General features: G+C 54.7%; 27 protein-coding genes and 1 tRNA gene. 20 read left to right on the forward strand and 8 right to left on the reverse strand.

Annotated features, from left to right (window positions below; translation table 11 throughout):
- The first annotated feature begins 600 nt into the window (after positions 1-600).
- From ACTIDN_RS06985 to ACTIDN_RS07015, 7 genes are all read left to right on the forward strand, one after another.
- Positions 601-1,800 (forward strand): tyrosine-type recombinase/integrase, encoded by a 1,200-nt coding sequence (locus tag ACTIDN_RS06985; RefSeq protein WP_441376493.1) that lies wholly within the window; start codon positions 601-603, stop codon positions 1,798-1,800.
- 917 nt (positions 1,801-2,717) lie between these two features.
- Positions 2,718-2,906 carry a helix-turn-helix domain-containing protein gene (locus ACTIDN_RS06990; RefSeq protein WP_441376494.1) on the forward strand — a complete coding sequence of 63 codons (189 nt, stop codon included), beginning with the start codon at positions 2,718-2,720 and terminating at the stop codon, positions 2,904-2,906.
- Positions 2,906-4,471 (forward strand): hypothetical protein, encoded by a 1,566-nt coding sequence (locus tag ACTIDN_RS06995; RefSeq protein ID WP_441376495.1) that lies wholly within the window; start codon positions 2,906-2,908, stop codon positions 4,469-4,471. The genes ACTIDN_RS06990 and ACTIDN_RS06995 overlap by 1 nt, the downstream gene beginning before the upstream one ends.
- The gene (locus tag ACTIDN_RS07000; RefSeq protein ID WP_441376496.1) at positions 4,461-6,926 is read left to right on the forward strand and encodes a transglycosylase SLT domain-containing protein; all 2,466 of its coding nucleotides are present in this window, start codon (positions 4,461-4,463) and stop codon (positions 6,924-6,926) included. The genes ACTIDN_RS06995 and ACTIDN_RS07000 overlap by 11 nt, the downstream gene beginning before the upstream one ends.
- A gap of 363 nt (positions 6,927-7,289) precedes the next feature.
- Positions 7,290-7,610: a hypothetical protein gene (locus tag ACTIDN_RS07005; RefSeq protein WP_441376497.1), complete on the forward strand. Its 321-nt coding sequence runs from the start codon at positions 7,290-7,292 to the stop codon at positions 7,608-7,610.
- 101 nt (positions 7,611-7,711) lie between these two features.
- Entirely contained in the window at positions 7,712-8,137 is a 426-nt protein-coding gene (locus ACTIDN_RS07010) for a RusA family crossover junction endodeoxyribonuclease (protein ID WP_441376498.1), read from the forward strand.
- Positions 8,134-8,322 carry a hypothetical protein gene (locus ACTIDN_RS07015; RefSeq protein WP_441376499.1) on the forward strand — a complete coding sequence of 63 codons (189 nt, stop codon included), beginning with the start codon at positions 8,134-8,136 and terminating at the stop codon, positions 8,320-8,322. Before ACTIDN_RS07010 ends, ACTIDN_RS07015 begins: the two co-directional genes overlap by 4 nt.
- Before the next feature lie 391 nt (positions 8,323-8,713).
- On the opposite strand, the gene ACTIDN_RS07020 is transcribed toward ACTIDN_RS07015, so the two are convergent.
- Entirely contained in the window at positions 8,714-9,133 is a 420-nt protein-coding gene (locus ACTIDN_RS07020) for a hypothetical protein (RefSeq protein WP_441376500.1), read from the reverse strand.
- 174 nt (positions 9,134-9,307) lie between these two features.
- On the opposite strand from ACTIDN_RS07020, the gene ACTIDN_RS07025 reads away from it, so the two are divergent.
- Positions 9,308-9,748: a hypothetical protein gene (locus ACTIDN_RS07025; RefSeq protein WP_441376501.1), complete on the forward strand. Its 441-nt coding sequence runs from the start codon at positions 9,308-9,310 to the stop codon at positions 9,746-9,748.
- Between the two features lie 210 nt (positions 9,749-9,958).
- Here ACTIDN_RS07025 and ACTIDN_RS07030 read toward each other — a convergent pair whose 3' ends face one another.
- From ACTIDN_RS07030 to ACTIDN_RS07040, 3 genes are all read right to left on the reverse strand, one after another.
- Entirely contained in the window at positions 9,959-10,432 is a 474-nt protein-coding gene (locus ACTIDN_RS07030; RefSeq protein ID WP_441376502.1) for a helix-turn-helix domain-containing protein, read from the reverse strand.
- Positions 10,429-10,773 (reverse strand): hypothetical protein, encoded by a 345-nt coding sequence (locus tag ACTIDN_RS07035; RefSeq protein WP_441376503.1) that lies wholly within the window; start codon positions 10,771-10,773, stop codon positions 10,429-10,431. Before ACTIDN_RS07035 ends, ACTIDN_RS07030 begins: the two co-directional genes overlap by 4 nt.
- Positions 10,774-11,572: 799 nt before the next feature.
- Positions 11,573-11,941 (reverse strand): helix-turn-helix domain-containing protein, encoded by a 369-nt coding sequence (locus ACTIDN_RS07040; protein ID WP_441376504.1) that lies wholly within the window; start codon positions 11,939-11,941, stop codon positions 11,573-11,575.
- A 144-nt stretch (positions 11,942-12,085) separates the two neighbouring features.
- Here ACTIDN_RS07040 and ACTIDN_RS07045 point away from each other — a divergent pair, with 144 nt between their 5' ends.
- From ACTIDN_RS07045 to ACTIDN_RS07090, 10 genes are all read left to right on the forward strand, one after another.
- Complete coding sequence (locus ACTIDN_RS07045) at positions 12,086-12,259, forward strand: hypothetical protein (protein WP_441376505.1); 174 nt, start codon at positions 12,086-12,088, stop codon at positions 12,257-12,259.
- Positions 12,256-12,498, forward strand: coding sequence for a hypothetical protein (locus ACTIDN_RS07050; RefSeq protein WP_253523089.1), 243 nt, complete (start codon positions 12,256-12,258; stop codon positions 12,496-12,498). The genes ACTIDN_RS07045 and ACTIDN_RS07050 overlap by 4 nt, the downstream gene beginning before the upstream one ends.
- Positions 12,491-13,060: a hypothetical protein gene (locus ACTIDN_RS07055; protein ID WP_441376506.1), complete on the forward strand. Its 570-nt coding sequence runs from the start codon at positions 12,491-12,493 to the stop codon at positions 13,058-13,060. Before ACTIDN_RS07050 ends, ACTIDN_RS07055 begins: the two co-directional genes overlap by 8 nt.
- Positions 13,057-13,185, forward strand: coding sequence for a hypothetical protein (locus ACTIDN_RS07060; protein WP_441376507.1), 129 nt, complete (start codon positions 13,057-13,059; stop codon positions 13,183-13,185). Before ACTIDN_RS07055 ends, ACTIDN_RS07060 begins: the two co-directional genes overlap by 4 nt.
- Entirely contained in the window at positions 13,178-13,468 is a 291-nt protein-coding gene (locus ACTIDN_RS07065; protein WP_441376508.1) for a hypothetical protein, read from the forward strand. Before ACTIDN_RS07060 ends, ACTIDN_RS07065 begins: the two co-directional genes overlap by 8 nt.
- Positions 13,465-14,013, forward strand: coding sequence for a helix-turn-helix transcriptional regulator (locus ACTIDN_RS07070; protein ID WP_441376509.1), 549 nt, complete (start codon positions 13,465-13,467; stop codon positions 14,011-14,013). Before ACTIDN_RS07065 ends, ACTIDN_RS07070 begins: the two co-directional genes overlap by 4 nt.
- A gap of 132 nt (positions 14,014-14,145) precedes the next feature.
- A complete protein-coding gene (locus tag ACTIDN_RS07075; RefSeq protein ID WP_441376510.1) occupies positions 14,146-14,493 on the forward strand; it encodes a hypothetical protein in 348 nt (115 codons plus the stop codon).
- Entirely contained in the window at positions 14,490-17,018 is a 2,529-nt protein-coding gene (locus tag ACTIDN_RS07080) for a DUF927 domain-containing protein (protein ID WP_441376511.1), read from the forward strand. The genes ACTIDN_RS07075 and ACTIDN_RS07080 overlap by 4 nt, the downstream gene beginning before the upstream one ends.
- Positions 17,019-17,192: 174 nt before the next feature.
- Entirely contained in the window at positions 17,193-17,891 is a 699-nt protein-coding gene (locus ACTIDN_RS07085) for a hypothetical protein (RefSeq protein WP_441376512.1), read from the forward strand.
- A complete protein-coding gene (locus tag ACTIDN_RS07090; RefSeq protein WP_441376513.1) occupies positions 17,888-18,700 on the forward strand; it encodes a hypothetical protein in 813 nt (270 codons plus the stop codon). Before ACTIDN_RS07085 ends, ACTIDN_RS07090 begins: the two co-directional genes overlap by 4 nt.
- 279 nt (positions 18,701-18,979) lie before the next feature.
- Here the strand turns inward: ACTIDN_RS07090 and ACTIDN_RS07095 are convergent.
- The 4 genes from ACTIDN_RS07095 to gatC form a co-directional block, all read right to left on the reverse strand.
- Positions 18,980-19,071, reverse strand: a tRNA-Ser gene (locus ACTIDN_RS07095).
- Between the two features lie 114 nt (positions 19,072-19,185).
- Positions 19,186-20,640: an Asp-tRNA(Asn)/Glu-tRNA(Gln) amidotransferase subunit GatB gene (gene gatB / locus ACTIDN_RS07100; RefSeq protein ID WP_441376514.1), complete on the reverse strand. Its 1,455-nt coding sequence runs from the start codon at positions 20,638-20,640 to the stop codon at positions 19,186-19,188.
- Positions 20,637-22,124, reverse strand: coding sequence for an Asp-tRNA(Asn)/Glu-tRNA(Gln) amidotransferase subunit GatA (gatA, locus tag ACTIDN_RS07105; RefSeq protein WP_441376515.1), 1,488 nt, complete (start codon positions 22,122-22,124; stop codon positions 20,637-20,639). The genes gatB and gatA overlap by 4 nt, the downstream gene beginning before the upstream one ends.
- A gap of 1 nt (position 22,125) precedes the next feature.
- The gene (gene gatC / locus ACTIDN_RS07110; protein WP_048837604.1) at positions 22,126-22,413 is read right to left on the reverse strand and encodes an Asp-tRNA(Asn)/Glu-tRNA(Gln) amidotransferase subunit GatC; all 288 of its coding nucleotides are present in this window, start codon (positions 22,411-22,413) and stop codon (positions 22,126-22,128) included.
- A gap of 78 nt (positions 22,414-22,491) precedes the next feature.
- Between gatC and ruvX the strand changes: the two genes are divergently transcribed.
- Both ruvX and ACTIDN_RS07120 read left to right on the forward strand, forming a co-directional pair.
- On the forward strand, positions 22,492-22,965 hold the full coding sequence (ruvX, locus tag ACTIDN_RS07115; RefSeq protein WP_415508062.1) for a Holliday junction resolvase RuvX: 474 nt from the start codon (positions 22,492-22,494) through the stop codon (positions 22,963-22,965).
- Between the two features lie 164 nt (positions 22,966-23,129).
- Positions 23,130-23,544: endoglucanase (locus ACTIDN_RS07120; RefSeq protein ID WP_441376516.1), on the forward strand; the 415-nt coding region annotated here is incomplete at its 3' end.

Consider the following 23,544-nt stretch of genomic DNA (forward strand, 5'->3'; position numbering starts at 1 on the left):
TGAATTCTACAAAATGACCCGAAATTGCCTCAAGTGTGAGAAATCCGCGTCGACTATGGATCCCTGTCGCGCAATTGGATCGCCTGCCCCAGTTTCATCAGGGGCAGTCACATATCCGCCTCCCCTTCCTTCTGGTATCGATTGATCTTCCTGCAAGTTCGCAAAGATACAAACCTTAGGCTCAGCACTATTACTGTATTGAACCAAACAAGCGCTCTCTTTCACAGGTTCGCGAGAGAGGATGAGTTTGTAAATAATGTTCTCTGGCCGTTTCAGGGCTAGATGACATGCGCCTCAGCAGGTGTTCCAACATTTAAGAGGGCAGTCATTGCTAAGCTAGATCTTGCCAAGGCAAGGCCTATTCGTGTGTTACAAAACAAGACCACACAACCGGAAGCTAAAAAATTTTATGCTAGAAAATTGCTATTTTAGAAAGATTGGCGGAGGGGAAGTCCGCCTAAGTGACGTCCCACGTTATTCCGCATCATTCCTAAATCTCTTTTTATTCTAAGGCATTACTCTTCTTTCCGTCCATGGTTGTTTCTGGACGTTCCTCCAAATTCCGTGTTTTAAGAGGGGTAACAAGAGGGGTAAACAACCATGAGCCGACTCCCACCCAACCGTTTAACGGCCTTGCAAGTCTCCCGTCACAAGAGTGGAAGTCTCTGTGACGGAGGGGGATTGTGGCTTGTAGTAACAGGTGGCTCCCGGTTGTGGGAATTGCGCTTCAAGTCTCCCGCAACCGGCAAGCGCCGCCAAATGGGATTGGGGAGCGCGTTTGACCTCTCACTTGCCGATGCGCGTTCCCGTGCTTCTGATTGCCGCCGCCTGCTCGAAAGTGGTCTTGACCCCATAATGGAGCGTGAAAAGGAGAAAGCTGCACGCAAGCTGGAAACAGGGCTTTCTTTTGAAGAAGTGGCCACCCGCTACATTCAGGAACAGGCCCCCGGCTGGAAAGACCACAAGGCAGCGGCAACGTGGAAAGGCTCTCTTTCCCAGCATGTCCTGCCAGTGTTCGGCAAGAAAGCCGTGCGCAACATCGACACTCAGGACGTTCTTGCTGCCCTCCGTCCAATATGGACAGAAAAGACAGAAACAGCGGGGCGGCTTCGAGGCAGGGTTGAACGCATTTTAGACTATGCCCGCGCGCAGGGCTGGCGTGAGGGCGAAAACCCGGCACGATGGCGGGGGCACCTGTCCGCTACCCTGCCGCCTCCGTCAAAGCTGATGAAGGTTCAGCACCACAAGGCCGTAGGCTGGAAGGATATAGCCCCGGTTATCTCTGCTTTGTGTGCATCGGAGGGCATTGCAGCCAAAGCAGTGCGTTTCTGCTGCTTGACCGCCGCCCGGTCTGGGGAAGTGAGAAATGCCGCTTGGTCTGAAATTGATATGGTTGCCCAAGTATGGACCATCCCAGACCACAAGATGAAAGCTGGCCGTGAGCACCGCGTGCCCTTGTCTGATGATGCTCTGGCTATCCTTCAGGAAATGCAGCCCCTCCGTGACCTCGCTGCCGGTGATCTTGTCTTTCCCGGACACAAGAGGGGCAAGCCTCTGTCTGATGTCGCCTTAAGCAAAGCCCTCCACCTTGCCGCCAAGACAAAGGACGTAACAGTCCACGGCCTACGCTCCACTTTCCGAGACTGGACCTCTGACACCAGCGCTTGCCCGCGTGACGTTGCGGAAATGGCTCTTGCCCATGCCATAGAGAACAAGGTTGAGGCGGCTTACCGCAGGACTGATCTACTGGACCAGCGCCGTCCTCTCATGGAGGCTTGGGCGGAACAATGCCGAGAGTGAGGCTAAACCCTGTCCGGTATTACTTTTTTCGGTCGTGACAGTCGTGACGGTCGTGACACTGCTTAAATATGGCTGAAATCTGCCAGATTTGAGAGTCCGTATGCGTCACGACTTACAAAAAAGCCGGTCGTGACGGTCGTGACAGCAGTTGATCTCCGCCCTCTGTATGCAGGCCGGGGCTGGCTTGTCTTATGGGGCTGCCGCACTGCAAACGGGAGTTTGTATAAGTGCGCCATTCTGGGATTGATGCTTGCTAACCATAACATTTGATAACAGTTAGGCGCTTTTGATTTCAGGCTTTCAGGTTTCTCCGCTGCTTGCCGCTGTTAGCAGCGGACAATTCACTTCAGATGACTTGCTTCAGGTTACACGCTTTCTCCTATTCTAGCTCTGTAACATCAGGGCGAACCGTTGTTTTCCCGTTGCAGAAACAACGACGGAATGACCTCAACCGCCCGTTAGCGGGCGGAGAAGTTTCCCTGCTCATGGCCTGTAGAAGCAGGCCATTTCGCTGTTTTGCCGCTGTAAGAACAGCAAACTTAGTCACCCCGTTTGATGGATTACGAATGAGCTTTCCCGATTAAGGCTCAGTATTTTGTATCTCATACACAAACCGGCCAAACCACGCATATATAGCAAATACTATATATATTCTCTGCCTTCTCCGCATTCGTTATATCAATGTGTACATCAATATTTTTTTAAATTAAAATTTCTAGTTGCCAAATCACACATGATAGGCCATTAAAAAAGAACCTATTCTCACGCGAGAATTTATGGGCGCTTACGTTAGGCGGCTTTCGGGCGAAATAGCGGCTCAATCTTTAGACATCCTGACGATTAGCCACGCCCGTATTTTATCTTATCTAGTGACATCATGATGGCTGTGGCTCCTCGTTGTATTGAGGAGTTTGATAGTGGAAATCCCCTTATTTACTTCAATTCATGAGGCATCTCGTCTCTTAGGTGTTTCGCGCGCCACTCTTAATCGCCGGATGTCCGAAGGCTCGATCAAGGCTCACAAAATTGGGCGGCGTGTCCTTATCGACATGAGTAGCGCCATTGCTTGGGTTCAGTCTCTTCCTGTCCGTAAGGGAGAACTTTAATGCCAAACTTTGACATGAACGCCAACGCCCTGCTCGGCATCGGGCAGGGCACAGTCCAGCCCCAGAACAACCTAATGCCCAACATCGCGCAGGCGGCGGCGGTGCAGAACCAGTTGCTGGCCTATAAGGTGCAGCAAGCCGAATTTGAGGGCAAGAAAGCCAGCGGCGCAGCCTATGCCAAGAATTATAACCAGCTGACGGGCAAGTATAACATGGCCGGTGTCTATAAAGACATGGGCGCAACGGAAGCGGGACAGTATGGTCTGCCCCAAGCCGTGACTACCGGACTTGCACAGCAGGGGCAGGGAATTGCGAACGATACGTCACAACTCAACCTCAACCAGCACCGTATGGGCATGATCGCGGGCATGCTTGCCCCATATGCAAACAGAGAGAACCTTACCAAGCAGGATTTGGCTCCGGCATACGGGAGCGCGATTGCTCACGGTATCATGACCATTGATCAGGCAAACCAGAGTTATGCCTCTCTTCCGCAAGATGGGGAGGCGCTCAGACAGCAGGTGCGTGGGTTGTACGATGCTGCCTCCGGTCCTGAGAACGCCTACAAAGATGGATACGGGACTATGCAGCTTGTGGACGTGGGTGGCCATCTGGAATGGCAAAATGTTGGCTCTGCTGCTAGCGGGCAAGGTGGCGTGGCGCAGGGGGCACCCATCTCGAAAACCCTTTCTCCGAGTGAAGCGACCGAACTGGTCAATTACACTGACGACGATGGAAAGCCGAAAATTGGCACGAGATCTGAAGTTCTGCGTCAAAATGGGCGAGGCGGCTATCTGGGTAATACTGCCAAGCCGACCGTTCCGTTAGATGTCATGGGAGACGGTCGCTACCCCAGAGGATCGCAAGATTTTTCAGGGCCGGGGAAAAGTGCTCAAGGGGCAGCAGCACAGGGAGGCGACTTCTCTGCTGGCCCGGCCCCCGGAACGATTGAGGCTCAACAGGCGGCAGCAAGAGCTGGCGCAGCCGGTGCAAACGCACTTTTGCAGGCAGCATCTAAGCGCAATGACCGTTTGGCCACACTGGACAATATGGAAACGGACCTATCCAAATTTAGTAGTGGCGTAGGAATGGACAGGATCAGAGGTATTCAATCCGTCTTTCAAACGTTCGGCATTCCTTGGAACGAAAGTGGCGTTGAAGCGGCGCAAAGCTTCAACAAATGGGCACAGCAATTAGCCAATGCTCAGGCACAGGCTCTTGGCGCGTCTGATGCTCGGCTTGGGGCGGCAGAACATGCCAATCCCAATAGCCGCCTTCAAGAAGGCACCAACCGGCTGATGATTCACCAGTTAAAGGGAAATGAGGATGCGATTAATGCCAAAGCACAGGCATGGCAGGCATCAGGGCTTCCGGCATCCAAGCACCTGCAATGGGAGCAGACGTTTAATCAGAACTTTGACCCGCGAGCATATCAATTTCTCCGAATGACTCCTGCTGAGCGAGTAGAGCAGATGGACGCGATGGAGAAAGCGGGCACCCTTCACGCGTTCAAGGTGAAGTACAGCAAAATGGCGCGGGCCGGGCTGGTTCCAAGTGACTGGTGACCTCGAACAGCATTACGAGCGCGCCGGGCAATATTGGGGTGTTGACCCGGACATGTTGCGGGCTGTGCATCTTGTAGAAAATCCCGGCGGGAACCCGACTGAACGCAGCCGATCTGGGGCTATTGGGCACATGCAGTTTATGCCGAAGACGGCAGATGCTATCGGCATAGACCCGCGTGACCCGGTGCAGAGCATTTACGGCGCAGCGCGTATTTTGCGAGAAAACCTTGATAGATACCGGAACGTTCCCGATGCGCTTCGGGCTTATAACGGCGGCACAGACCGCACCAGATGGGGGAACCCTGAGACCATGGCTTATCCTCAAAAGGTAGCGGCGCAGTATTCTGGATTACAGAAGGATGATGATCCGTTTGCCGGTCCGGGCATGAGTGCCCAGCCTGCGCCCGCAGAAAAGTCAGACGATACAGCAGAATTTGATAGGATGTTCGGGGCCTCCGGAAAGGCTGGCGCAGCATCCCAAAAGGACGACACGGCTGAATTTGATAAGATGTTCGGGCACGAAGCCAGCGCGGCTCTTCCGCAGGGCGCTCATGCTCATCAAGGAACATGGCTGGGCAATTTGAGGGAATTTGCCAAAGCAACTGATGCCGCAGCGCAAAATGAGATGCACCGTGGCGGCTTATTTGTTGCCAGTAAAATACCGGGCCTCAAGTATGCCATGGCCGGTACCAGCCGTGATCTTGATGATAGGCGCACAGCGCTGGATGCCGCCGATCAGGCCATAGCGGCGGCTCGCCCTAACGCTCTTGGCGCAGGCAGAGCGCTGGCAAAAACTGAGGCAGGAGTTATGGGGGCCATGATTGCCAACCCATTTCTTGCTGCCGCAGGAGGTGAGGCGGCTGGAGCTATAGGCGGCACGGCGGGACGCACCATTCAGGCGGGTACCAACCTATTGATCGGCAATGGAGGGTTGCCGGTGAGAATTGCCAGCGGAGCGTTGCAGGGCGGGACTATTGCGGGCCTAGAAGGTGAAAACCCACTGTGGGGGGCTGCCGCTGGAGCATTGGGCGTTCCTGTATTGGAAGGAACCGGGTCCGCATTAAGATACGCAGGCGGCAAACTGGGCAATGCCGCCACGTCTATGATCAACCGGCTTGCTCCACCAGTGGGCCGGAATGCCTTAGAGCCTGCTGCCGCCAGCCCAGAGGCATCATCTGCTGCTACGGAAGCTGGCTCTTCCGGAAGCCCTTCATCTTCCCCGGAGACCGGCGGCGCGGGAACAGCGGCAGGAGGAGGAAGTGACTCTACAGCACCGCAGGTCCCGCCTGAGGCCATTCGGCTTGGCCTTTTCAGCAAGCCCAAAGACGCTGAGAAATTGGCACAGCTTATCCTTGAAGATAGTCAAAAGGGCGGACCGGTTCAGCTTGTTCAGTCAAAAATTCCAGACGTCCACTTCACGGCGTCTCAGGCGACAGGGAACCCCGGCCTTGCTCTGATCGAGCGCCAACGCAGAGCGGCGAACCCAAACCTGTTCACAGCGCGCGAGCAGGAGAATACAGCCGCGCGGAACGCATATGCCCAGAAGGTCATAGGAACACCAGAACAGCTTGAGGCGGCGGAAGCGGCCAGAAATGCGGCTGAGGAGCAGCACCGTGAGGCGGCTTTCAATGACGAGCAGCCTGTGGATGTAACGCCTATCAGGCAACATCTTGCGCGGCTAATTGATGATAATACTGGCCGAGAAACAGTCCAGCAACCTTTGATAAACGTGCTGAGGGCTATAAATGCCGTTGCCGATAAAGACGGCCTCGCCATGCCGGGAAAACTGTGGAACGTCCGCAAGTTTATGGGAGATATGGTGGCCCCGCGCGCGCGGGGGACTGCCAGTGATGGACAGGCAGCAGTATCCCAACTTCTGGACCTAAAGCCGACCGTCACAGACGCGATCAATTCTGGGGCTCCGGGTTTTGACCGCTACCTTCAGCAATATGAGGAACTGAGCCGCCCTATTGATGCGATGCGCCATTTGCAGTCTGCAAACCTGACAAACGCCAACGGAGATGTAAACCTCAGCAAACTGGACACATACGTCAAAACGCTCAGGCGGAACAGGATGAAACCCGGCATTCGGGACTCTGATGCGGTAACGGACGAGCAGTTGCAGGCCCTTGAGGATTTGCGTGATGATTTCAGGCTGGAAATGCGGAAGGATCTGGGTAAGGCTCGCGGGTCTGACAGCAGCGTGAATTTATTTACCAACAGCAAAATGCTGGACATGGCGCAAGGTGCGGCTGCGAAAATTGCTGGCGCTGCCGGGGTTGGGCTTGGTGGAGCCTTAACCGGGGGGCTGGATGGAGGCCTTCTTGCCGCTGCAGCGGGCAAATATGCCGCGGAAGCAGCAGCAAAACGCGCAACCATAAAAGCAGCTATCACCAGAGAAAAAACGCTCGATTATCTCGATAACGCTCTGGTCAATCCCTACCCAAAAAAGTAACGCCATTTACCATCCGATCGAAGCGGCGCGCACGGTGGCGTTTTACCCAATAAGGAATGAAGGCGGCTGTACTTACGATAAAAATGAAAACGAGAGTGACTGGCGGGTCAAGCCGCTTCTGGTCAATGTAGGCTCCATACTCGAGAACCAGCATTGATAGAACAATTGCGAGCGCCGGGATAAAAGACCCCCGCACCCACCAAACAAAGAACGCCAACGCTGCTACAAGGTAAAGAAGGACCATACCCCCGCATAGCACAGTGTCAGGATTAGAACGATAAAAAGCGCATTCCCTCACGACCCTTATACAATTACCGTCCTCTCAGCCAGAAATAAGCAAAACCTAAAATAAAAGGATCCCCTATGCAGACGTCAGAAGAAGATATGATGGATATGCCACCACACACCATAGAAGACATATGCTCTGGTCTATCTGGTGACTTGGGACACCGAAACTATAATTTCGGTATGCATATTGCAGAGCTCAGCATTCTCAACCGGATTGACGATGCGACTTTTATGGAAAATATGCGTAAAGCTGCAGTTGCGGCCCCGCTTCATTATGCGGCCCATGGGCTCTCTTTAGAAGAAAGCATACGTGCAATAGTTGATGACACGGCAGTTGCTGTAACGCGCAGACGCCAGCTTCTCGCACATTCCCCCTTGAGGCATGGTGAAAGCTAAAGAAAAAGCCGCAATTTTACTGGTTCAGCTTCCCCGCATTTAAAACCGCAGAACCCCTCCATTGCATTGTACTTCCAGCTCCGCTCATACTATCATCAGGCATGGAAAAAACAGAGATTGCGCCGCCAGTTTACCGCATAGTTGTCCCTGGTCTTTTGCGTGCCAAAGGCCGCCCGCGCTTTGGCAATGGCCGGACCTTTACCGATGCAAAAACAGTGCAGGCCGAGAAGCATATCCAGCGCCACGCCATAGAGCAGATTGGCAAACCGTGCCTGACTGGGCCGCTCCATGTTTCCTTGGCAATCCAGATCGCTCCGCCTCCCTCATGGAGCCGGAAGAAGACAGCCTCAGCATTGGCGGGCGGTATCCTGCCGACCAGTCGGCCAGACATCGACAACCAGATGAAGACTGCCGCTGATGCTCTAAATGGTATCGCTTGGAAGGATGATGCCCAGATTGTGGATGCCACCCTGTCACGCCGCTACGGACCGGAGAGTGTCACCGTGATTGAGGTGCGGTCACTATGACTGGCAAGCGCGGCCGGGACGTGGCCGAGCGTCTGAACCTACCGAATGACAAAGGCATGAAAGAGGTGAGCAGGAATTTCTGCCCACCCCGCAAGAGGCGCATCCCCCGCAAGCCAAGCCCTGCCCAGATTGAGCGGTTTGAAGCCCTCCGTGCGCGGGTGATGGGGATGCCGGAAAGCCAGTAATGGCCTCGGAGAATATCCCGATGCCAGTCGCGTTTCTGAAAACGAGACCCCTCAAGGGCTGAATTGACCTTACAGAATAAGCAATCTCGCCAATGACAATTTTGCTCACCAAAACTGGTGAGCGTTGCTCAGATGTGAGGGGCCACCGGCGAACACGCGATGAGGTGTATTATCACATCTTGATGTGCCCCATTCAAGCATGTTGGTGATGGTTTAGCAGGTAATATGTCATATGGGCCTTGGTTACTTATAGAGTATAGTAAAAAGATGTTTGCACATCCGCAGGCCCGCAGTCATATCCATATTTTATGTTTGATGGTGAGAGATCTAAGAAAAATCGCAGATGTGTTGTTAGCAGGCAAAAAAGCGAGAAAAATAAGTCAAGCGCTGCTCATTCGGTCAAGTCTTTCTCTTTCTTCTCTCCCTCAGCGTTTACACTGAGTTTTTGATACATACCTAACGCCAATACCATAAATGTTGCGACTACCAGCAATGCAGCCGGGAACAGAATGTCTTCGGGATCCTTACCGCTTTGCTCAAAAACCCCCACTAAACCTTCTATGAAGACAGCTATAATTATTGTTGTCATGAATTTTGTCAGGCTGCCGCGAGCTTCTGACAGGGACTGTTTGCCTTTAGACCGCAAGACCTCTTCTTCAATAAAATACTTTGCAACATCGAATACGGCGACGGCGATTACCACATAACTTACAGCTCGTACTATTTCTCCTCTACCATCCTTAAAGGAGATTATAAATGCAGATATTAAGCCTACAGCACCAGAAATTATTAACAAAGATGCCAGTATCATTAGTATGACACTCGCTAGAAAAAAGGCTACTTTAGATACATTTCCAATCTTATTGATGATATTTTTCCTATTAATAATTGATTGGGTTTTTCTTATACATACCATCACATAGTTATTTTTTATTTTCCATTAAATTCTGACAGGCGTTTCTCATATGTGAGCAACGCCTAAGACTTGATTACGCGCCTCCGCTTTCAGGAAGCCAGTCAGGGCATTTACAATGATAGTGCCATCATTCTGCGGGATCTGGAACGGCTACACGCGGCGGAAAACTCCCAAAGGCCAGATCCTGCCTCTGGGGATATTCCCCCTGACCGGGGATCTCCGGTCACATCTGATGGGAACATGGGTGCCCCTGAAAACCGCGCCACCCCGGAAACTCAAAACGTGGGGAATCCCCATGTTATGGATTCCTCAGATTTGAGGAATGACGAAAGTGTGGATTCAGTCTCGCCCCCTCCGTTCATTCTGAACACCGCCAGCAAGCGCCGGGCGGAGGTTGAACGGATACTCACCACACCGGAGGGGGCGCGCATGTCCTTGCGCCAGGTAGCCGGGATGGTCGGGGTTTCACCTACTACGGTCATGAAAGCAAGGGCGGGGTTGGCCAGGTAAGCCTGAAGGAAGGCTGGGCGATGCCGTTGCTGCGTTAGGAATGAAAAAAAAGCGCCCCTCCAACCGAGAAGGACGCCTTTTCCATATCTACGCTGCGCATAAGCTAGTTCTAGCTTCGCTGCACGGACGGCCTCCGAAGAGGTCTTGAAATGCTGATCTGCCAGTTACGGCTAGAGAGCAGCGCACCTTGCTAATTCTCTGGAGCTGGGTTTAAGCGGCTACGCATGTGTCCCGCGCCCAGCCCGCTCCGTCATATTCGCGGAAGCTGGCTCTTTTGCGGCCGTGAATTTCCTCGTCAAGATCGACTAGCATATCAATCAGGCGTCCTACCCGCTCGTCGCCATCTGCCTTCCGCATATAAATGATGCGCAGGAGCTTATCACATGCACCATCTATTGGCTTGTCGCGCTCGGATTCCCAACGGGCGATAGTCGAACGGCTCTGTGTGAGGATGTCACCCAACCCTTCCTGAGACACCCCCAACATAGAGCGCAGGAACCGAAATTCTGCACCGCAGATTCTGTTAGGGCCCGTAATAATGCTCTTCGCAATCGCTTTGTGCAGTCCGTCAAGGTTATGGATTTTAACCATTTCACCTCTGGGGGTTTGTTTGATCTCTACACCATTGGCGAGCCAGATATTATCCAGACCACAAGCAGTGAAGTGATACATTTTGTCGGTCATAGCCAATCCATCCATTCAACAGTGACTATTTCCAAATGGTTGCCGGGAAACACAATGACAGTCACCACTCCGGCGTCCCTAGACCCCGGCATTCTTTTTTCAATAATAACCTTCCACCCATCTTCCACTCTCTCAGGCTCGTCACGTATCGTGCCAGTTTTGAGAATGGCGAGCATGTCCACAGAGTTCAGAGCACCCTGTTCTTCTCTTTCTTCCAGACGATCATAAGCATGCGGACTTACAAAGATTTCTCCCCGTTCAGCGCGACTTCTTATCTCTCGCTCCGCCTCGTCCGTCCTGAGCCTTGTCCGGTCAAGACGAATTGGGCGGAAGGGTGACATAGGCTCTCCCATTAGGAATGTCCTATTCTGATACATTCCAGAGCCTAATGCCAATCACAAATCAAAGTGGCAAGTGTCTTTTTTGTGTCTCAGGTGGTGTCGGGACGTTTCAGGTTGTTCCAAACCACCCCACTACCAAGACCTATCTGCCATGCCATAGGAACCAATCCCTCCGCAAAGCGCTTCAGCCTCGGGATTATGAGAAGGTTCGTGTGATGATGGATATTGTGGGCATGGCGGTCGTAGGATTTCTAACGTGTTTAGTTGTCGCCCAGGTAGCAGATAAGGCGTTCTCTTTCTTATTTTTTAGAGAGTAAGCGGCCCCTGTGTAAGAGCAAAGAAGAAATATCAGAAGCAGATGCCGAGTGTGCAGCCGCCAGAGGGTTCCGGGGCCAGTGTGATGATTGCCGCCACTAACAGGAGCGCCAACGAGAATAAAGCGAAAGTACATATGGCCAATGCTTTCATCCTGCCGCGTCCATCTTCTCTCCTTGTTTGATGCCTGTTTGCAACGCCATAACTGCTCTCAATTCCTTTTGGCTGTAACTGCGGTTGCCCGCATGGAGACCTCGCACTGCTTCTGTAGCCTCTGCATAGCTTCTGGAGGCATAGGGGCGGTCATCATAGAACGATAGTTCATGCAGGCTGCCGTATCACTAGGCCGGTGGTGAGGCTGGTGGGCGCAGCCAGAAAGCGCGGCTGTCAGTATGATTATTATGATCCAGTTATAAATCATGGCCATTACGTGTCGTCCTTCCTCAGCCTCACCCCCGCCCCGCCACCGTTCTCGGGAACGAATTTATTTTTCTTTATCCCCCTGAGACACGGACGGTGGTGCAGATGGCGCTTTCAGGTCACCGCCGTCACGGGGAGTAAATTTTACTTCAGGGATATAGGGATCTTCAGTTTCCCTTTGTGCCTGCTTTTCAGCCTCGCGTTTCCGTAACGCTTTAGAGGCTGGCCCCAACAGACGCACGCCTGTCTCACCAATGAACTCAACGCCAGCAGTCTCAAGAGCTGTGCGGATGGCGGAGACCGTACGGGGGTAAAGCTGCTCTCCACGTTCTAGGCGTGTAATCGTCGTTGGGGAAACATTGGCAGCAGACGCCAATTCTCGCACGCCCAGCTGTAAGGCGGCACGGGCCATACGGCATTGTGCAGCGTTCAAAGTGTCACCCTGTAACAAAGTTATTGACATTGAAACTGAAGGTGGCACATTTAGCCCATCTTGTCACCGTGTGACAGGTGGCTGGATATGGAGCGTAGGACCTCCACACCCAGCCTAACCACAAACCGAACTGGAGTTTCGGCAATGGCTAACCGTGCCTATAGCACGCCCATACACACATGGGCATTCCACTTATTTTGTACAAGCCTCCCCGCACTCATAGCGCCCGCCCTGATCGCTTTGGCGCTCTGTGGGATGGCAACGCCTGACCCCGTAGTGGCTGGCCATGCAGCCTTGAAGCTGGAGGCAGTACGGTGAGCACCATCAATCCTCCAATGACCGAGGCCGAAGAAGATCACCTTCTAGCCCATAGAGAGCCGCGCCTTTTATTCCGGCGGGCCGAACAGGTCGCGTTGGCGCTTCTGGATCTTACCAATCCGAAGAATGACATATCCTATCCGCAGGCACGGCACTGGCTGGCGGATGAACTCTGCATGACGCTGGACCGTCTGGGGGAAATTGCGGGCCTTGATGCCCGGAGGGCCAGCCATGACTGACCCCATGAAAAAACTGATTAGCAGCGGCAAGGACGCTGAATATGCGCCCGACATTGTGAGCCGCATTGAATGGGCCTGCGTCAAAGGGCTGTTCATTCTGGACATGCAGCACGATGGCGAGCCGGAGAAGTGGGACTTCTGGCCGTGCATGGTGTTCCATGATGACACCTGGCTGGAACTATCACGTGAAGGCAGCATCACGAACGCGCGTCAGGTGTGTGCCAGCTTGTCTGTAATCCATGACAAGCCAGTGCGGGACTGGACACGCCCTGCCCCAAGTGGCCTGACGCTGGAAACACCAGAGGGCGATCTTGCCAACTACCTACAAAGGATAGGCCGAGAGGGAAAAGAAGCAGAGCCGCTATGGGGTGCAGGCTGGGAACTGACAGATCACCTGTTTCAAAGCGGGGCGACCGCTAACGATCTGCTGCACCATATTGAACGGGCCGAGCGTAAAGCCCCTGCATGTAGGGCAATAATTAGAAGTGAGGCCGTGCATCGGTGGCTGATGCTCCATGCCGCCAACACCAAGCCCGAACCAAAGCAGGAGGAACCGGCATGACCCGCTTCCTCAAAGACATGGCGCTGTTCTTCCTGCTGCCCCTGACGTGCGCCTGCTTCCGTATCACCACAGCACTGGCCCGCTTTACTTTCCATCTGGCCGGGAAGGAATGGGAGCATGGTTAGACAGGCTTCCGCTTCAATCCGAAGCAAAAGCATTTTCGCAGAGCAACGCCGCAATTCCTGCCACCGTGGCAAAAATCCTGTCGCAACACCTGACCGGCTGCACCTGCTGCAAGAGGCAAGCTGGAACCTGAGCGCCATTTCCTACTGCATTGCCAGCGTTGGCCGTGACCTTGCCGGGAAACCGAACAATGCTGGCACTATGGATTCCGCAGGGCAGGCTCTGGAATGGCTGGCCAGTGAAATGCAGCGGCGGTGCGTGGTGATTGACGAGGGCTTGTCATGACTGATGGCCGCAAGACGTGGACGCCGGAGGAAACAAGCCTTGTGGTGCCCCTCCGCAATCAGGGCTGTACATCTTTCAACTTCCAAAGTTTAAGCAAAAAAAGATTTGCATTATTTGGTACGCTATGGAACTACTGTGGAGGCTACGGGGGCTTAATCCTGTCTGTTTTGTTGGTAGTTCCCAAAAACCAACCGCATACGGGCGTTAACCGGCTGTTTTCTGATGTCATTAAAATCAGACGTCGACGGACGATAAATGGCCCTTTCCGGATAGTAACCGGCACACGTTCTGCCTTTGGCGAGAGCGGCACAATGAAAGGCGTATTCCGCCTATCTTATCAGGCCAAGTCCGTGCAGAATTTACCTCAGTTTATGCCGATACCAGAAGCTTGTCGTCTTTTAGGTCTCTCTCGAACCGAGCTCTATCGTAAGCTCGGGGCAGGAACGCTCCGCGCAAAGAAAATCGGTAGAAAGACAATCGTCGACATTCCACATGCGTTGGAATGGTTGCAGTCTCTCCCTGACGCCATCATCACTACAAAATAAAACAGCCACCCGCCTGTTCTGGGGGTGGCTGCCTTTGTTCTGTATAATGAAGAACCGCTGTCTTCTTATACAGAACATGTAAGGCATCGCGCAACAGAAAGGCGGCTGGTTCCTGATTGAGGACAAGCACGCATGGCATATCCAAGCCGCTTACACCCGGACCCTGCCCGCACCGGGACCATAGACTTCCCAACAGTGAACCGCGCAGCCCTCGCGGCACTCCCCGCCCTTCTGGGGCGGTGGCTGCCTGATGGGAAAAGGCAGGGCCACGAATGGGTTTCTCGCAACCCCAAACGGGGCGACCGCAAACCCGGGTCTTTCAGCGTCAATCTGAACACTGGCCGCTGGGCAGACTTTGCGGAAGCAGATGCACGCGGAGGGGACATCATTTCCCTTGCTGCCTATCTGGCCGGCGTTACCCAATACGAGGCAGCCTGTGAACTGGCGAAGATGCTGGGCCTGAAAGGGGGTGCTGAATGAGCACACCCCAGAACATTCCAGCAATGGCCTGCATGGATGAAGGCGGCCTTTTCAGCCCCCTGACAGACGCTGAGAAAAAATCCGCCCTTGCTTTGAATGCCCAGGACGGCAAACAGGGCGAAGTCTGGGAGCCAATAACCCCGGCTCCTACCGAACCGGAAATGCCCCGCAGTGCAACCGCCTTGTGGGTTTACCGTGACGCGGAGGGGCGGCCACTGTATGCCCGATTCCGCAAGGAAGATGAGGGCGGCCATAAAGTCGTGCTGCCCCTTACTTACGGGCACCGCGTCTGGATCGACAGAAACGGGAAACAGCGTGACGTTACCGGCTGGCACTGGAAGCAGCCCGCCAAGCCTCTTCCTCTATATGGACTGGACTGGCTGGCCGCCAACCCTGAGGCGACCGTGCTTCTGGTGGAGGGCGAGAAGACAGCAGAGGCAGCCTGTGACCTGTTTCCTGATCTGGTCGCGCTCACCAGCGGGGGCAGCACGTCCGTCAGCTCTGCCGACTGGTCGCCTCTTGCTGGTCGCCGCGTCACGATCTGGCCTGACAATGACGCGCCGGGGGAGAAATACGCCCAAGCCGCGATTGAGGCCCTCCGCAATGCCGGGGCGCAATCTGTCCAAATGGTGAAACTGCCTGAGGGCCTACCGGAAGGATGGGATCTGGCTGACTATCTGCCAATGGGCCTGACGCAGGGCGGGGAGACGCTAGGCATCGAAATCCTCCGCCCCTTGGTGGATCAGGCACCACAGGCAGAATCAAATGTGAAGATGCCCCCCGGCTACAGCATGACCAGCCGGGGCCTCTATTTCACACCTGAACCCACTGGGGAGCTTCCTCCCGTGCCGGTCTGGGTCTCTGCGCCATTCGAGGTGATTGCAGAGACCCGAGACGAGGGCGGCATGGGCTGGGGGCTTCTGATTAACTGGCTCGACCGTGACAAGCGCTTCCACCAGTGGGCCATCCCCAAAAAGATGGTTCATGGCGAAGGGAAAGACATTGCGGGAGAACTGGAAGACGCTGGCCTGAACTGCAACATTTCAGCCACCCGTCACCTTCGCCAGTTTATCGCCTCTGTTCACACCAAGACCCGCCTTCGGTGTGTGACCAGCTCCGGTTGGCACAAAACGGAACAGGGGCCGGTCTTCGTTCTTCCGAATGGGGTGACGCTTGGCGCTGGCCAGAGGGCTGTTGCATTTCAGACAACCCGCGCCGCATCCGGCTTGGAATATGCGACTGCCGGGACGCTGGAAAACTGGCAAAAGGAGATAGCCGCTTATGCTCGTAGCAACAGCCGCTTACTGTTTACGCTTTCCTTGGCGTTCTGTGGCCCGCTTCTGGACATTCTGGGAGAGCAGTCAGGTGGCTTCCATATAGTCGGAGCGAGCCAGACCGGAAAATCTACTTCTCTTTATGCGGCTGGCTCCGTCTGGGACAAGGGCGACCGTGACGGCATGGTGCGCTCGTGGCGCGGCACCACAAACGGAACGGAAGGCATCGCGTGCGAGACCTCCGATACGCTCCTCATTCTGGATGAAATGGGTCAAGCAGACAGCCGTGAAGTGGGGGATATTACCTACATGCTTGCCAACAATACCGGCAAGCAGCGGGCTGGCCGCAATGGCGAGGCCCGCACCCGCAAGACATGGCGTTCTCTATTTCTCTCCACTGGCGAGGTGACACTTGCGACCAAAATGGGGGAAGCGGGCCGCCGCGCCATGGCGGGGCAGGAGGTTCGTCTTGTCAGTGTGCAGGCTGATGCCGGGACTAGCATGGGACTATTCGAAGCCCTGCATGGCTTTCCTTCAGGTGGTGAACTGGCTGACCATATCCGCAGGGCATCTCGCACCTACTATGGAACAGCAAGTCGCGCTTATCTGGACGCGCTGGTTAAAGACCGGGACGAGGATGAGGCCGGACTGACCGAGAGCATAAAAAAGCTGGTGGATAGTTTTGAAAAAGACTGCCTGCCCTCTGGCCCCGTTGCGGGACAGGTGCGCTCGGTCGTGCGCCGCTTCGGCCTGGTGTCCGCTGCTGGTGAACTGGCAACGGCCTATGGCGTCCTGCCATGGGGTCAAGGCGAGGCGACACAGGCGGCCAAGACCTGCTTCCAGTCATGGTTGAGCGAGCGCGGGGGAACCGATGCCGCAGAAGACCGGGAAGCGATAGAGCAAGTCCGAGCTTTCATAGAACAGCACGGGGAAAGCCGGTTTGCCCTTCTGGGTGGGGAAAGTGGAGATGTGGAAAACCCACACGCCCGCACTATCTCCCGCGCTGGCTTCCGGCGTCTGGCAGACACGCCAGAAGGTAATCAATGGGAATATCTGTTCCTTCCCAAGATGTGGCGGCAAGAGGTTTGCAAAGGGATTGATCCAAACCGCGCAGCCAAGGTTCTTCTTGAGGCTGGGTATCTTTTACCGGGAGACGGGAAAAACCTGTCCGTTGTGCGAAGGATACCCAAAGAAGGAAGGGTCCGCGTGTTTGTGGTCTCTGGGTCCATAATGGAGGGGGAAGCAGCATGAAGTACCCCTCAAAGGCGGCATTACCCCCAAGCGTCACGACCGTCACGACTTCACTTGTGACAGGTCGTGACAGCATGGTGCCAAGAAAAGTGTTGGGAAACTGCCGTTTTTCGCACCTGTCACGACCGTCACGACTGTCACGACCATTTTTTACAATACCCGGAGGGCCTCGGCATGGTGAGTAAGGCTATATCCACATTGATGGAATGGGCCGAGGACAAGCAGGCAGATGCTTCTGTCTTACCGTCAGCACCGAGCAACCATCCATCCGCAGGCATAAATGCCGCCGCTCTGATTAAGGAATTGGAGTGGCTAGGATGCGAGATTGTCTTGAAAGACAGCCAGCCAGTCGTACGGGGCAATAAGGCCGCAATCACGCCGGACCTTCTGGACCTGCTAAAAGCTGGGCGTGAGCAGATCATTGAGCACCTGACCGCACAAGCCAGAGAAGACTATGAGCAGGAAGCGGCATCCGAGCCACCACAACCGGTGTCATTACCTGCCACGCATTGCGAGCAGTCAGGAATACGGCGTGACCCTGAGACCGGCAAACTGCACATCTTCGGAGACCCAGACCCACGCTGGCTTAAAGAGCGGGGCTGGGAATGGAACGAGAAGCAGTGTCGTTTTATGGCGCCATATCCTCATGACCGGAGCGATCCGCACCCGCGTTACTTTGTAAGCGCAAGACCGGCAAAAAAAGACAACCGGATGACAGGAAGTGGCCCCTGCTCCCTGTGCGGCTTCACGCATTGGTGGCGGAAGGTTGGCGACACGTCAGAAGGGTGGACGTGCTCAGTCTGTCACCCCGCGCCTAACGGCATAGCTACCATCACCCCACACTCCCAGAACACACTGGACGCCACAGCATGAGCACTTCCTACACGACCGCCTCCGCCATTCCTGGCATCATCGCTGACCCAGCCACCTTGGCCCCGCAAGCCGTGCGCTGCCTGTGGATGCGCCCAGTTCTGGACAAAAACAGCCAAGCCGCCTTCCTGCCCTCCGTTGTGTTTAAGGACGGCACGGATTGCCCACTTGCGTGTGAAATGTCGGACCTCCACGCCCGCCAGTTCTGCCAGCGCCTATCAGCCATATACGATTGGCCGGTAAAGGATGGGCGCGTGCTGGAGGGCAATGCTGAGGTTGCCGCCGACCGCGCTTATGCCTCTTTGGATGAAGGCGACCGGATGGAGAAAGATGGGCAAGGCTGGGTGAACGTGCCGGGTATGGGCCGAATGGCCGCCATACTCGCCCATGAGGCAGGGCTACCTCTTGGCGTTGCCATTGAAGGCGTGACTGGCAAGCTGGCTCTGCTGTTTGCCAAGATGGCAGAGCAGACAGCAATGCAGCCGCATGTTGTGAAGAAGAACCTACGCGCCGCCACAGAAGCCGCTTGTAGCAAGCTGACAGAACTTTATGCCGGAGAGCAACGCGGCCCCGGAGCCTCTGAGTTATCGCCCGAGCGTCTAGGCGTGATGGTGGCGGATTACCACAGCGCGAAAGGTAGCACGGACGAAATCTTCCAGCGGGGTCTGACCGCAGCACTGGAGGCAGGCACGGAAGCGTGGACGGAGCAAAAGAGCAGCCCCGCAGAAATAGAGCAGAAGACAGGGGCTGTTCTGGACGCTGGCATACGGCACTGGTTCAGTCTGACGGGCCGGAAGGTCGCGGGAGACTGAACAGAAACCACAGCCAAATAAGTATGGGGTCTTCTCACAAGGAAGGCCCTTTTTTTATGTGTCTATGAATAAGAGTGTTCCGACCTAAAAAGGCGATTGGATAGGCGTCCGCATTTATTCGTTTTTTCTATATCAATATAGAGAATATATACCCAATGCCGCCCCCCTCCATTCTATCCCCTGAAAGCCTAGCGATAACTTTAAGAGGGGTAATAAGGGAGGTAAAACTTTCCCGTAAAGTTATATGTTATTGTTTTAATTGAATTTTTATTGATTGGTTGGCGGAGGGGAAGGGATTCGAACCCTCGATACAGTTTAACCCGTATAACGGTTTAGCAAACCGTCGCCTTCAGCCACTCGGCCACCCCTCCGCAAGAAGAGTGTAAAGATACACGACGTTTGCACTGGTGCTTTTAGGGGGTTCTTTGCGTCTCGTCAAACCCCCTAAAGGCGATTTTGAGGGAATTTTTACATCCCCTCAAAACTTAGGCGTCAAGCTTGCCTTTCAGGGCCTCATTCACGAGGGCTGGGTTGGCTTTTCCTTTGGTTTCCTTCATGACCTGCCCCACAAAGAATCCAAACAGTTTGTCCTTGCCAGACCGGTATTCTGCCACTTTATCAGCATGTTTGGCCATGATGGCATCAATGGCGGAGTCAATAACGCCAGTATCCGTCACCTGACGGAGGCCTTTTTTCTCAACAATGGCATCCGGGCTTTCACCCGTCTCGACCATATCCTCAAACACCTCTTTGGCAATTTTGCCATTGATTGTGCCATCAGCAATCAGGTCGAGCATTTTACCCAGAGACTCAGCACTGACCGGGCTGTTTTCAATGGTCCGGCTGGTGCGGTTCAGGGCAGCAAACAGGTCACCCGTCACCCAGGTAACGGCTAGTTTGCCATCACGGCCTTTAGCCACGGTTTCAAAGAAATCTGCCACAGACTGTTCTGCTACCAGCACGCCAGCATCATAGAACGGCACGCCATAGTCTGTCTGGAAACGGGCACGCTTGGCATCTGGCAGTTCCGGCAATTCAGCCTTCAAGCCATCCACCCATGCCTGCTCAATAACCAGCGGCAACAGGTCTGGGTCCGGGAAGTAACGATAGTCATGCGCGTCTTCCTTGGAGCGCATAGTGCGGGTTTCACCCCGGCTGGGGTCAAACAGGCGCGTTTCCTGATCCACTTCCCCACCGTTTTCCCAAATTTCAACCTGACGCGCTGCCTCAGCTTCAATAGCCTGCATGACAAAACGAATGGAGTTGACGTTCTTGATCTCGCAGCGGGTACGGAACGGCTCACCAGCTTTACGCACAGACACGTTAACGTCTGCCCGCATGGAGCCTTCATCCATGTTACCATCGCATGTGCCAAGGTAACGCAGGATCTGGCGCAGCTTGCGCAGATAGGCCCCTGCTTCCTCTGGTGCGCGGATGTCTGGTTCGCTGACAATTTCCATCAACGCCACACCAGAGCGGTTGAGGTCAACGAAAGAGCGCGTAGGGTCCTGATCGTGCAAAAGTTTACCGGCATCCTGCTCCATATGCAGGCGGGTAATGCCAATCTGCCGGGTTTCACCGTTAGCCAGTTCGATCTCAATAGAGCCTTCACCCACAATAGGGTGCTCAAACTGACTGATCTGGTAACCCTGTGGCAGGTCAGCGTAAAAATAGTTTTTACGGTCAAACCGGCTTTGCAGATTGATACGTGCGTTCAGGCCAAGACCTGTACGCACGGCCTGCGCCACACACTCACGGTTAATAACCGGCAACATGCCGGGAAAAGCTGCATCAACCAGACTGACCTGAGAGTTAGGCTCGCCACCAAACTTGGTGGAAGCCCCAGAAAACAGTTTGGACTGGCTGATGATCTGGGCGTGAACTTCAAGCCCGACAACAATTTCCCATGTGCCAGTTTTACCTTCAATCAAGTAGCTCATGCACCTGCCTCCGCATGCAGGGTGGGTGTGTGGGCAAAGCCCGCAGCAGCCTCTAGTGCGCCGCCAACAGACAGCACGGTTTCTTCATCAAAGTGACGCCCAATAATCTGGAGCCCCAAAGGCAGGCCTTTGGCATCCAGACCAACCGGCACTGAAAGCGCAGGCACCCCAGCCATGCTGGCAGGCACGGTGAAGATATCGTTCAGATACATCTGCACCGGTTCGGCCATGTTTTCACCCTGTGCAAAGGCAGCACTTGGCGCTGTGGGGGTCAGCAGCACATCAACCTGCTCAAACGCCTGCACAAAATCGCGTTTGATAAGGGTGCGCACTTTCTGAGCCTTCAAATAGTAGGCATCATAATACCCGGCGGACAGCACATAAGTGCCCATCAGAATACGGTTGCGCACTTCCTCGCCAAAGCCTTCGGCGCGGGTCAGTTCGTAAACGCCATCCAGCGTTGCAGCGTCCTTGCGCTCACCAAACCGGATGCCGTCATATCGTGCCAGGTTGGAAGAACATTCAGCCGGAGCAATAATGTAATAGGTTGCCAGACCATATTTGGTGTGCGGCAGAGAGACATCCACAATCTCGCAGCCAGCCTCACGCAGCCAGGCAATACCCTGCTCCCACATGGCGGAGATTTCAGGCGACAGGCCGGGTGCCCGATATTCTGCCGGAATCCCAACGCGCAGACCTTTTACACTTTTGCCAACTGCCTGTGCAAAAGCCGGAACAGGGCGGTTGGAGCACGTGCTGTCTTTTTCATCAAACCCGGCCATGGCTTCCAGCATCAAACCGGCGTCTGCCACTGTGCGGGTCATGGGGCCAGCCTGATCCAGCGAACTTGCGTAGGCAATTGTGCCCCAGCGGCTGCACCGCCCATAGGTGGGTTTCAGGCCGACAATACCGCAGAAGGCGGCTGGCTGACGGATGGAGCCGCCCGTATCCGTACCAGTCGCGGCCAGAGCCAGCCCTGCGGCAACCGCTGCAGCAGACCCACCGGAGGAACCACCTGGTACCAGAGCGACAGTTTCTTCACCCTTGCGCTGCCACGGATTGAGCACGGAGCCAAAGGCTGACGTGATGTTGGCTGACCCCATGGCAAATTCGTCCAGGTTGGTTTTACCAACAAAGACGGACCCGGCATCAAGCAGGCGTGCTGTCACTGTGCTTTCATAGGGGGGCACAAAATTAGCCAGAATTTTGCTGGCCGCCGTTGTTTTAACGCCCTTGGTGCAGAACAGGTCTTTCACGCCAACCGGCAGACCTTCCATAGCGCGGGCAGTACCAGCAGCGTACCGGGCATCGGCAGCATCAGCAGCAGCCAAAACGTCCGCTTCCGGTATGACCGTGATATAGGCATTCAGCTTCGGGTTTAGCCGGGCAATGGCATCCAGATGGGCTTTAGCTAGTTCGCGAGCAGAAAATTTACGGGCAGCAAGCCCTTCACGCGCTTGCGTGAGCGTCAGTCCGGTCAGCATATTATTCAACCACCTTGGGTACGGCATAGAAGGGGCCAGATTTTTCTGGGGCGTTAGACAGCACGGCAGCTTGGCAGTTGCCATCAGTCACCACATCCTCACGCTGGCGCAGGGCTTCCATCTCGGTGCCAACCATGGGGGGCACGCCCTCAACATCCACCTCGGACAGCTGATTGAACCAGCCAAGGATGCCGTCCAGCTTTTGGCGGACGGTTTCAAGCTCGGCATCGGCCAGGCCAATGCGGGCCAGTTTTGCAATACGTCGGGTGGTCGCGAGGTCAAGCGACATGAAAGCAAACTCTCTTCAGACTATTTAAGGAAAAAAAGACCTAGCATAATCGGGCGCAAGGCAACATACCGTGCAGGCATGACACTTCTTACCCTAACAGACCTTGCCGCCACATTGCCCCGCCATGCGCGGCTTTTAGGCGTAGACCCCGGCCGCAAACAGGTGGGTTTGGCATTATCCGATGTCTCCCGCGTAGTGGCCTCCCCTTTCCAGACGGTGAAACGTGGCAAACTGACCGCCATGGTGGCCCATATCCGCCAGATTGCGCAGCAACAGGAAGTTGCTGGCATGATTGTGGGTATTCCGCTTTCGCTGGATGGCAGCTTTGGGCCAGCCGCGCAGGCCGCAAAAGACTGGGCCATGGCGCTCTCAGACCAGACTGGCCTACCTACATGCCTGTGGGATGAACGCCTGTCTTCCTCCGCAGTAAACCGGATGCTCATTAAGGAAGCAGACCTGTCCCGCAAAAAGCGTGAAGGCGTGGTAGACCAGTTGGCCGCAGCCTATATTCTGCAAGCTGCACTGGACAGCATGCCCACCTTGGAATTTTAGCACCTATTTGCTCCCGCACAGGGAAACCTTGTGGGGGTTCAAACAGTTATGATGCATAACAGAAATGACAGATGTTCAGACAGACGCGGGTGTGCGTTCTCATATTTGCCACAAAGGCACACCATGCTGAGACCACTGTTTGAACAACGTTTTGGAGGCCTTCTATGGCGCATATGACTATCCGCACTTTTGCTGCCACCTTACTGGGCACCGCTGCTTTTGCGCTGTCTCTGCCTGCCGCCCATGCTGAAGAACAGGGTGCTGTAAGCCGTGCTTGGAATGATACCCAGGCCGCGACAAGCAAGGCTTGGGACAAGACAAAGTCTGGCACGGAAAAAGCGTGGGATAAAACCAAGTCCGGCACGGAAAAGGCTTGGGACAAAACCAAAGACGGCGCAGACAAGGCCTGGGACAAGACAAAGTCCGGGTCCGAAAAAGCTTGGGATAAAACCAAGTCCGGCACTGAAAACACTTGGGACAAAACCAAAGACGGCGCAGACAAGGCTTGGGACAAGACAAAGTCCGGGTCCGAAAAAGCTTGGGATAAAACCAAGTCCGGCACTGAAAACACTTGGGACA

Origin of the sequence: Acetobacter sp. (assembly GCF_052102375.1) — a bacterium.
Taxonomy (GTDB): domain Bacteria; phylum Pseudomonadota; class Alphaproteobacteria; order Acetobacterales; family Acetobacteraceae; genus Acetobacter.

Bases quoted from the DNA above. Each gene is read 5' to 3' on its own strand.
- ACTIDN_RS06985 (WP_441376493.1), top strand. From the start codon at position 601: ATGAGCCGACTCCCACCCAACCGTTTAACGGCCTTGCAAGTCTCCCGT.
- ACTIDN_RS06995 (WP_441376495.1), top strand. From the start codon at position 2,906: ATGCCAAACTTTGACATGAACGCCAACGCCCTGCTCGGCATCGGGCAG.
- ACTIDN_RS07005 (WP_441376497.1), top strand. From the start codon at position 7,290: ATGCAGACGTCAGAAGAAGATATGATGGATATGCCACCACACACCATA.
- ACTIDN_RS07010 (WP_441376498.1), top strand. From the start codon at position 7,712: ATGGAAAAAACAGAGATTGCGCCGCCAGTTTACCGCATAGTTGTCCCT.
- ACTIDN_RS07015 (WP_441376499.1), top strand. From the start codon at position 8,134: ATGACTGGCAAGCGCGGCCGGGACGTGGCCGAGCGTCTGAACCTACCG.
- ACTIDN_RS07020 (WP_441376500.1), bottom strand. From the start codon at position 9,133: ATGATACTGGCATCTTTGTTAATAATTTCTGGTGCTGTAGGCTTAATA.
- ACTIDN_RS07030 (WP_441376502.1), bottom strand. From the start codon at position 10,432: ATGACCGACAAAATGTATCACTTCACTGCTTGTGGTCTGGATAATATC.
- ACTIDN_RS07035 (WP_441376503.1), bottom strand. From the start codon at position 10,773: ATGTCACCCTTCCGCCCAATTCGTCTTGACCGGACAAGGCTCAGGACG.
- ACTIDN_RS07045 (WP_441376505.1), top strand. From the start codon at position 12,086: ATGGCTAACCGTGCCTATAGCACGCCCATACACACATGGGCATTCCAC.
- ACTIDN_RS07055 (WP_441376506.1), top strand. From the start codon at position 12,491: ATGACTGACCCCATGAAAAAACTGATTAGCAGCGGCAAGGACGCTGAA.
- ACTIDN_RS07060 (WP_441376507.1), top strand. From the start codon at position 13,057: ATGACCCGCTTCCTCAAAGACATGGCGCTGTTCTTCCTGCTGCCCCTG.
- ACTIDN_RS07065 (WP_441376508.1), top strand. From the start codon at position 13,178: ATGGTTAGACAGGCTTCCGCTTCAATCCGAAGCAAAAGCATTTTCGCA.
- ACTIDN_RS07070 (WP_441376509.1), top strand. From the start codon at position 13,465: ATGACTGATGGCCGCAAGACGTGGACGCCGGAGGAAACAAGCCTTGTG.
- ACTIDN_RS07075 (WP_441376510.1), top strand. From the start codon at position 14,146: ATGGCATATCCAAGCCGCTTACACCCGGACCCTGCCCGCACCGGGACC.
- ACTIDN_RS07080 (WP_441376511.1), top strand. From the start codon at position 14,490: ATGAGCACACCCCAGAACATTCCAGCAATGGCCTGCATGGATGAAGGC.
- ACTIDN_RS07085 (WP_441376512.1), top strand. From the start codon at position 17,193: ATGGTGAGTAAGGCTATATCCACATTGATGGAATGGGCCGAGGACAAG.
- ACTIDN_RS07090 (WP_441376513.1), top strand. From the start codon at position 17,888: ATGAGCACTTCCTACACGACCGCCTCCGCCATTCCTGGCATCATCGCT.
- gatB (WP_441376514.1), bottom strand. From the start codon at position 20,640: ATGAGCTACTTGATTGAAGGTAAAACTGGCACATGGGAAATTGTTGTC.
- gatA (WP_441376515.1), bottom strand. From the start codon at position 22,124: ATGCTGACCGGACTGACGCTCACGCAAGCGCGTGAAGGGCTTGCTGCC.
- gatC (WP_048837604.1), bottom strand. From the start codon at position 22,413: ATGTCGCTTGACCTCGCGACCACCCGACGTATTGCAAAACTGGCCCGC.
- ruvX (WP_415508062.1), top strand. From the start codon at position 22,492: ATGACACTTCTTACCCTAACAGACCTTGCCGCCACATTGCCCCGCCAT.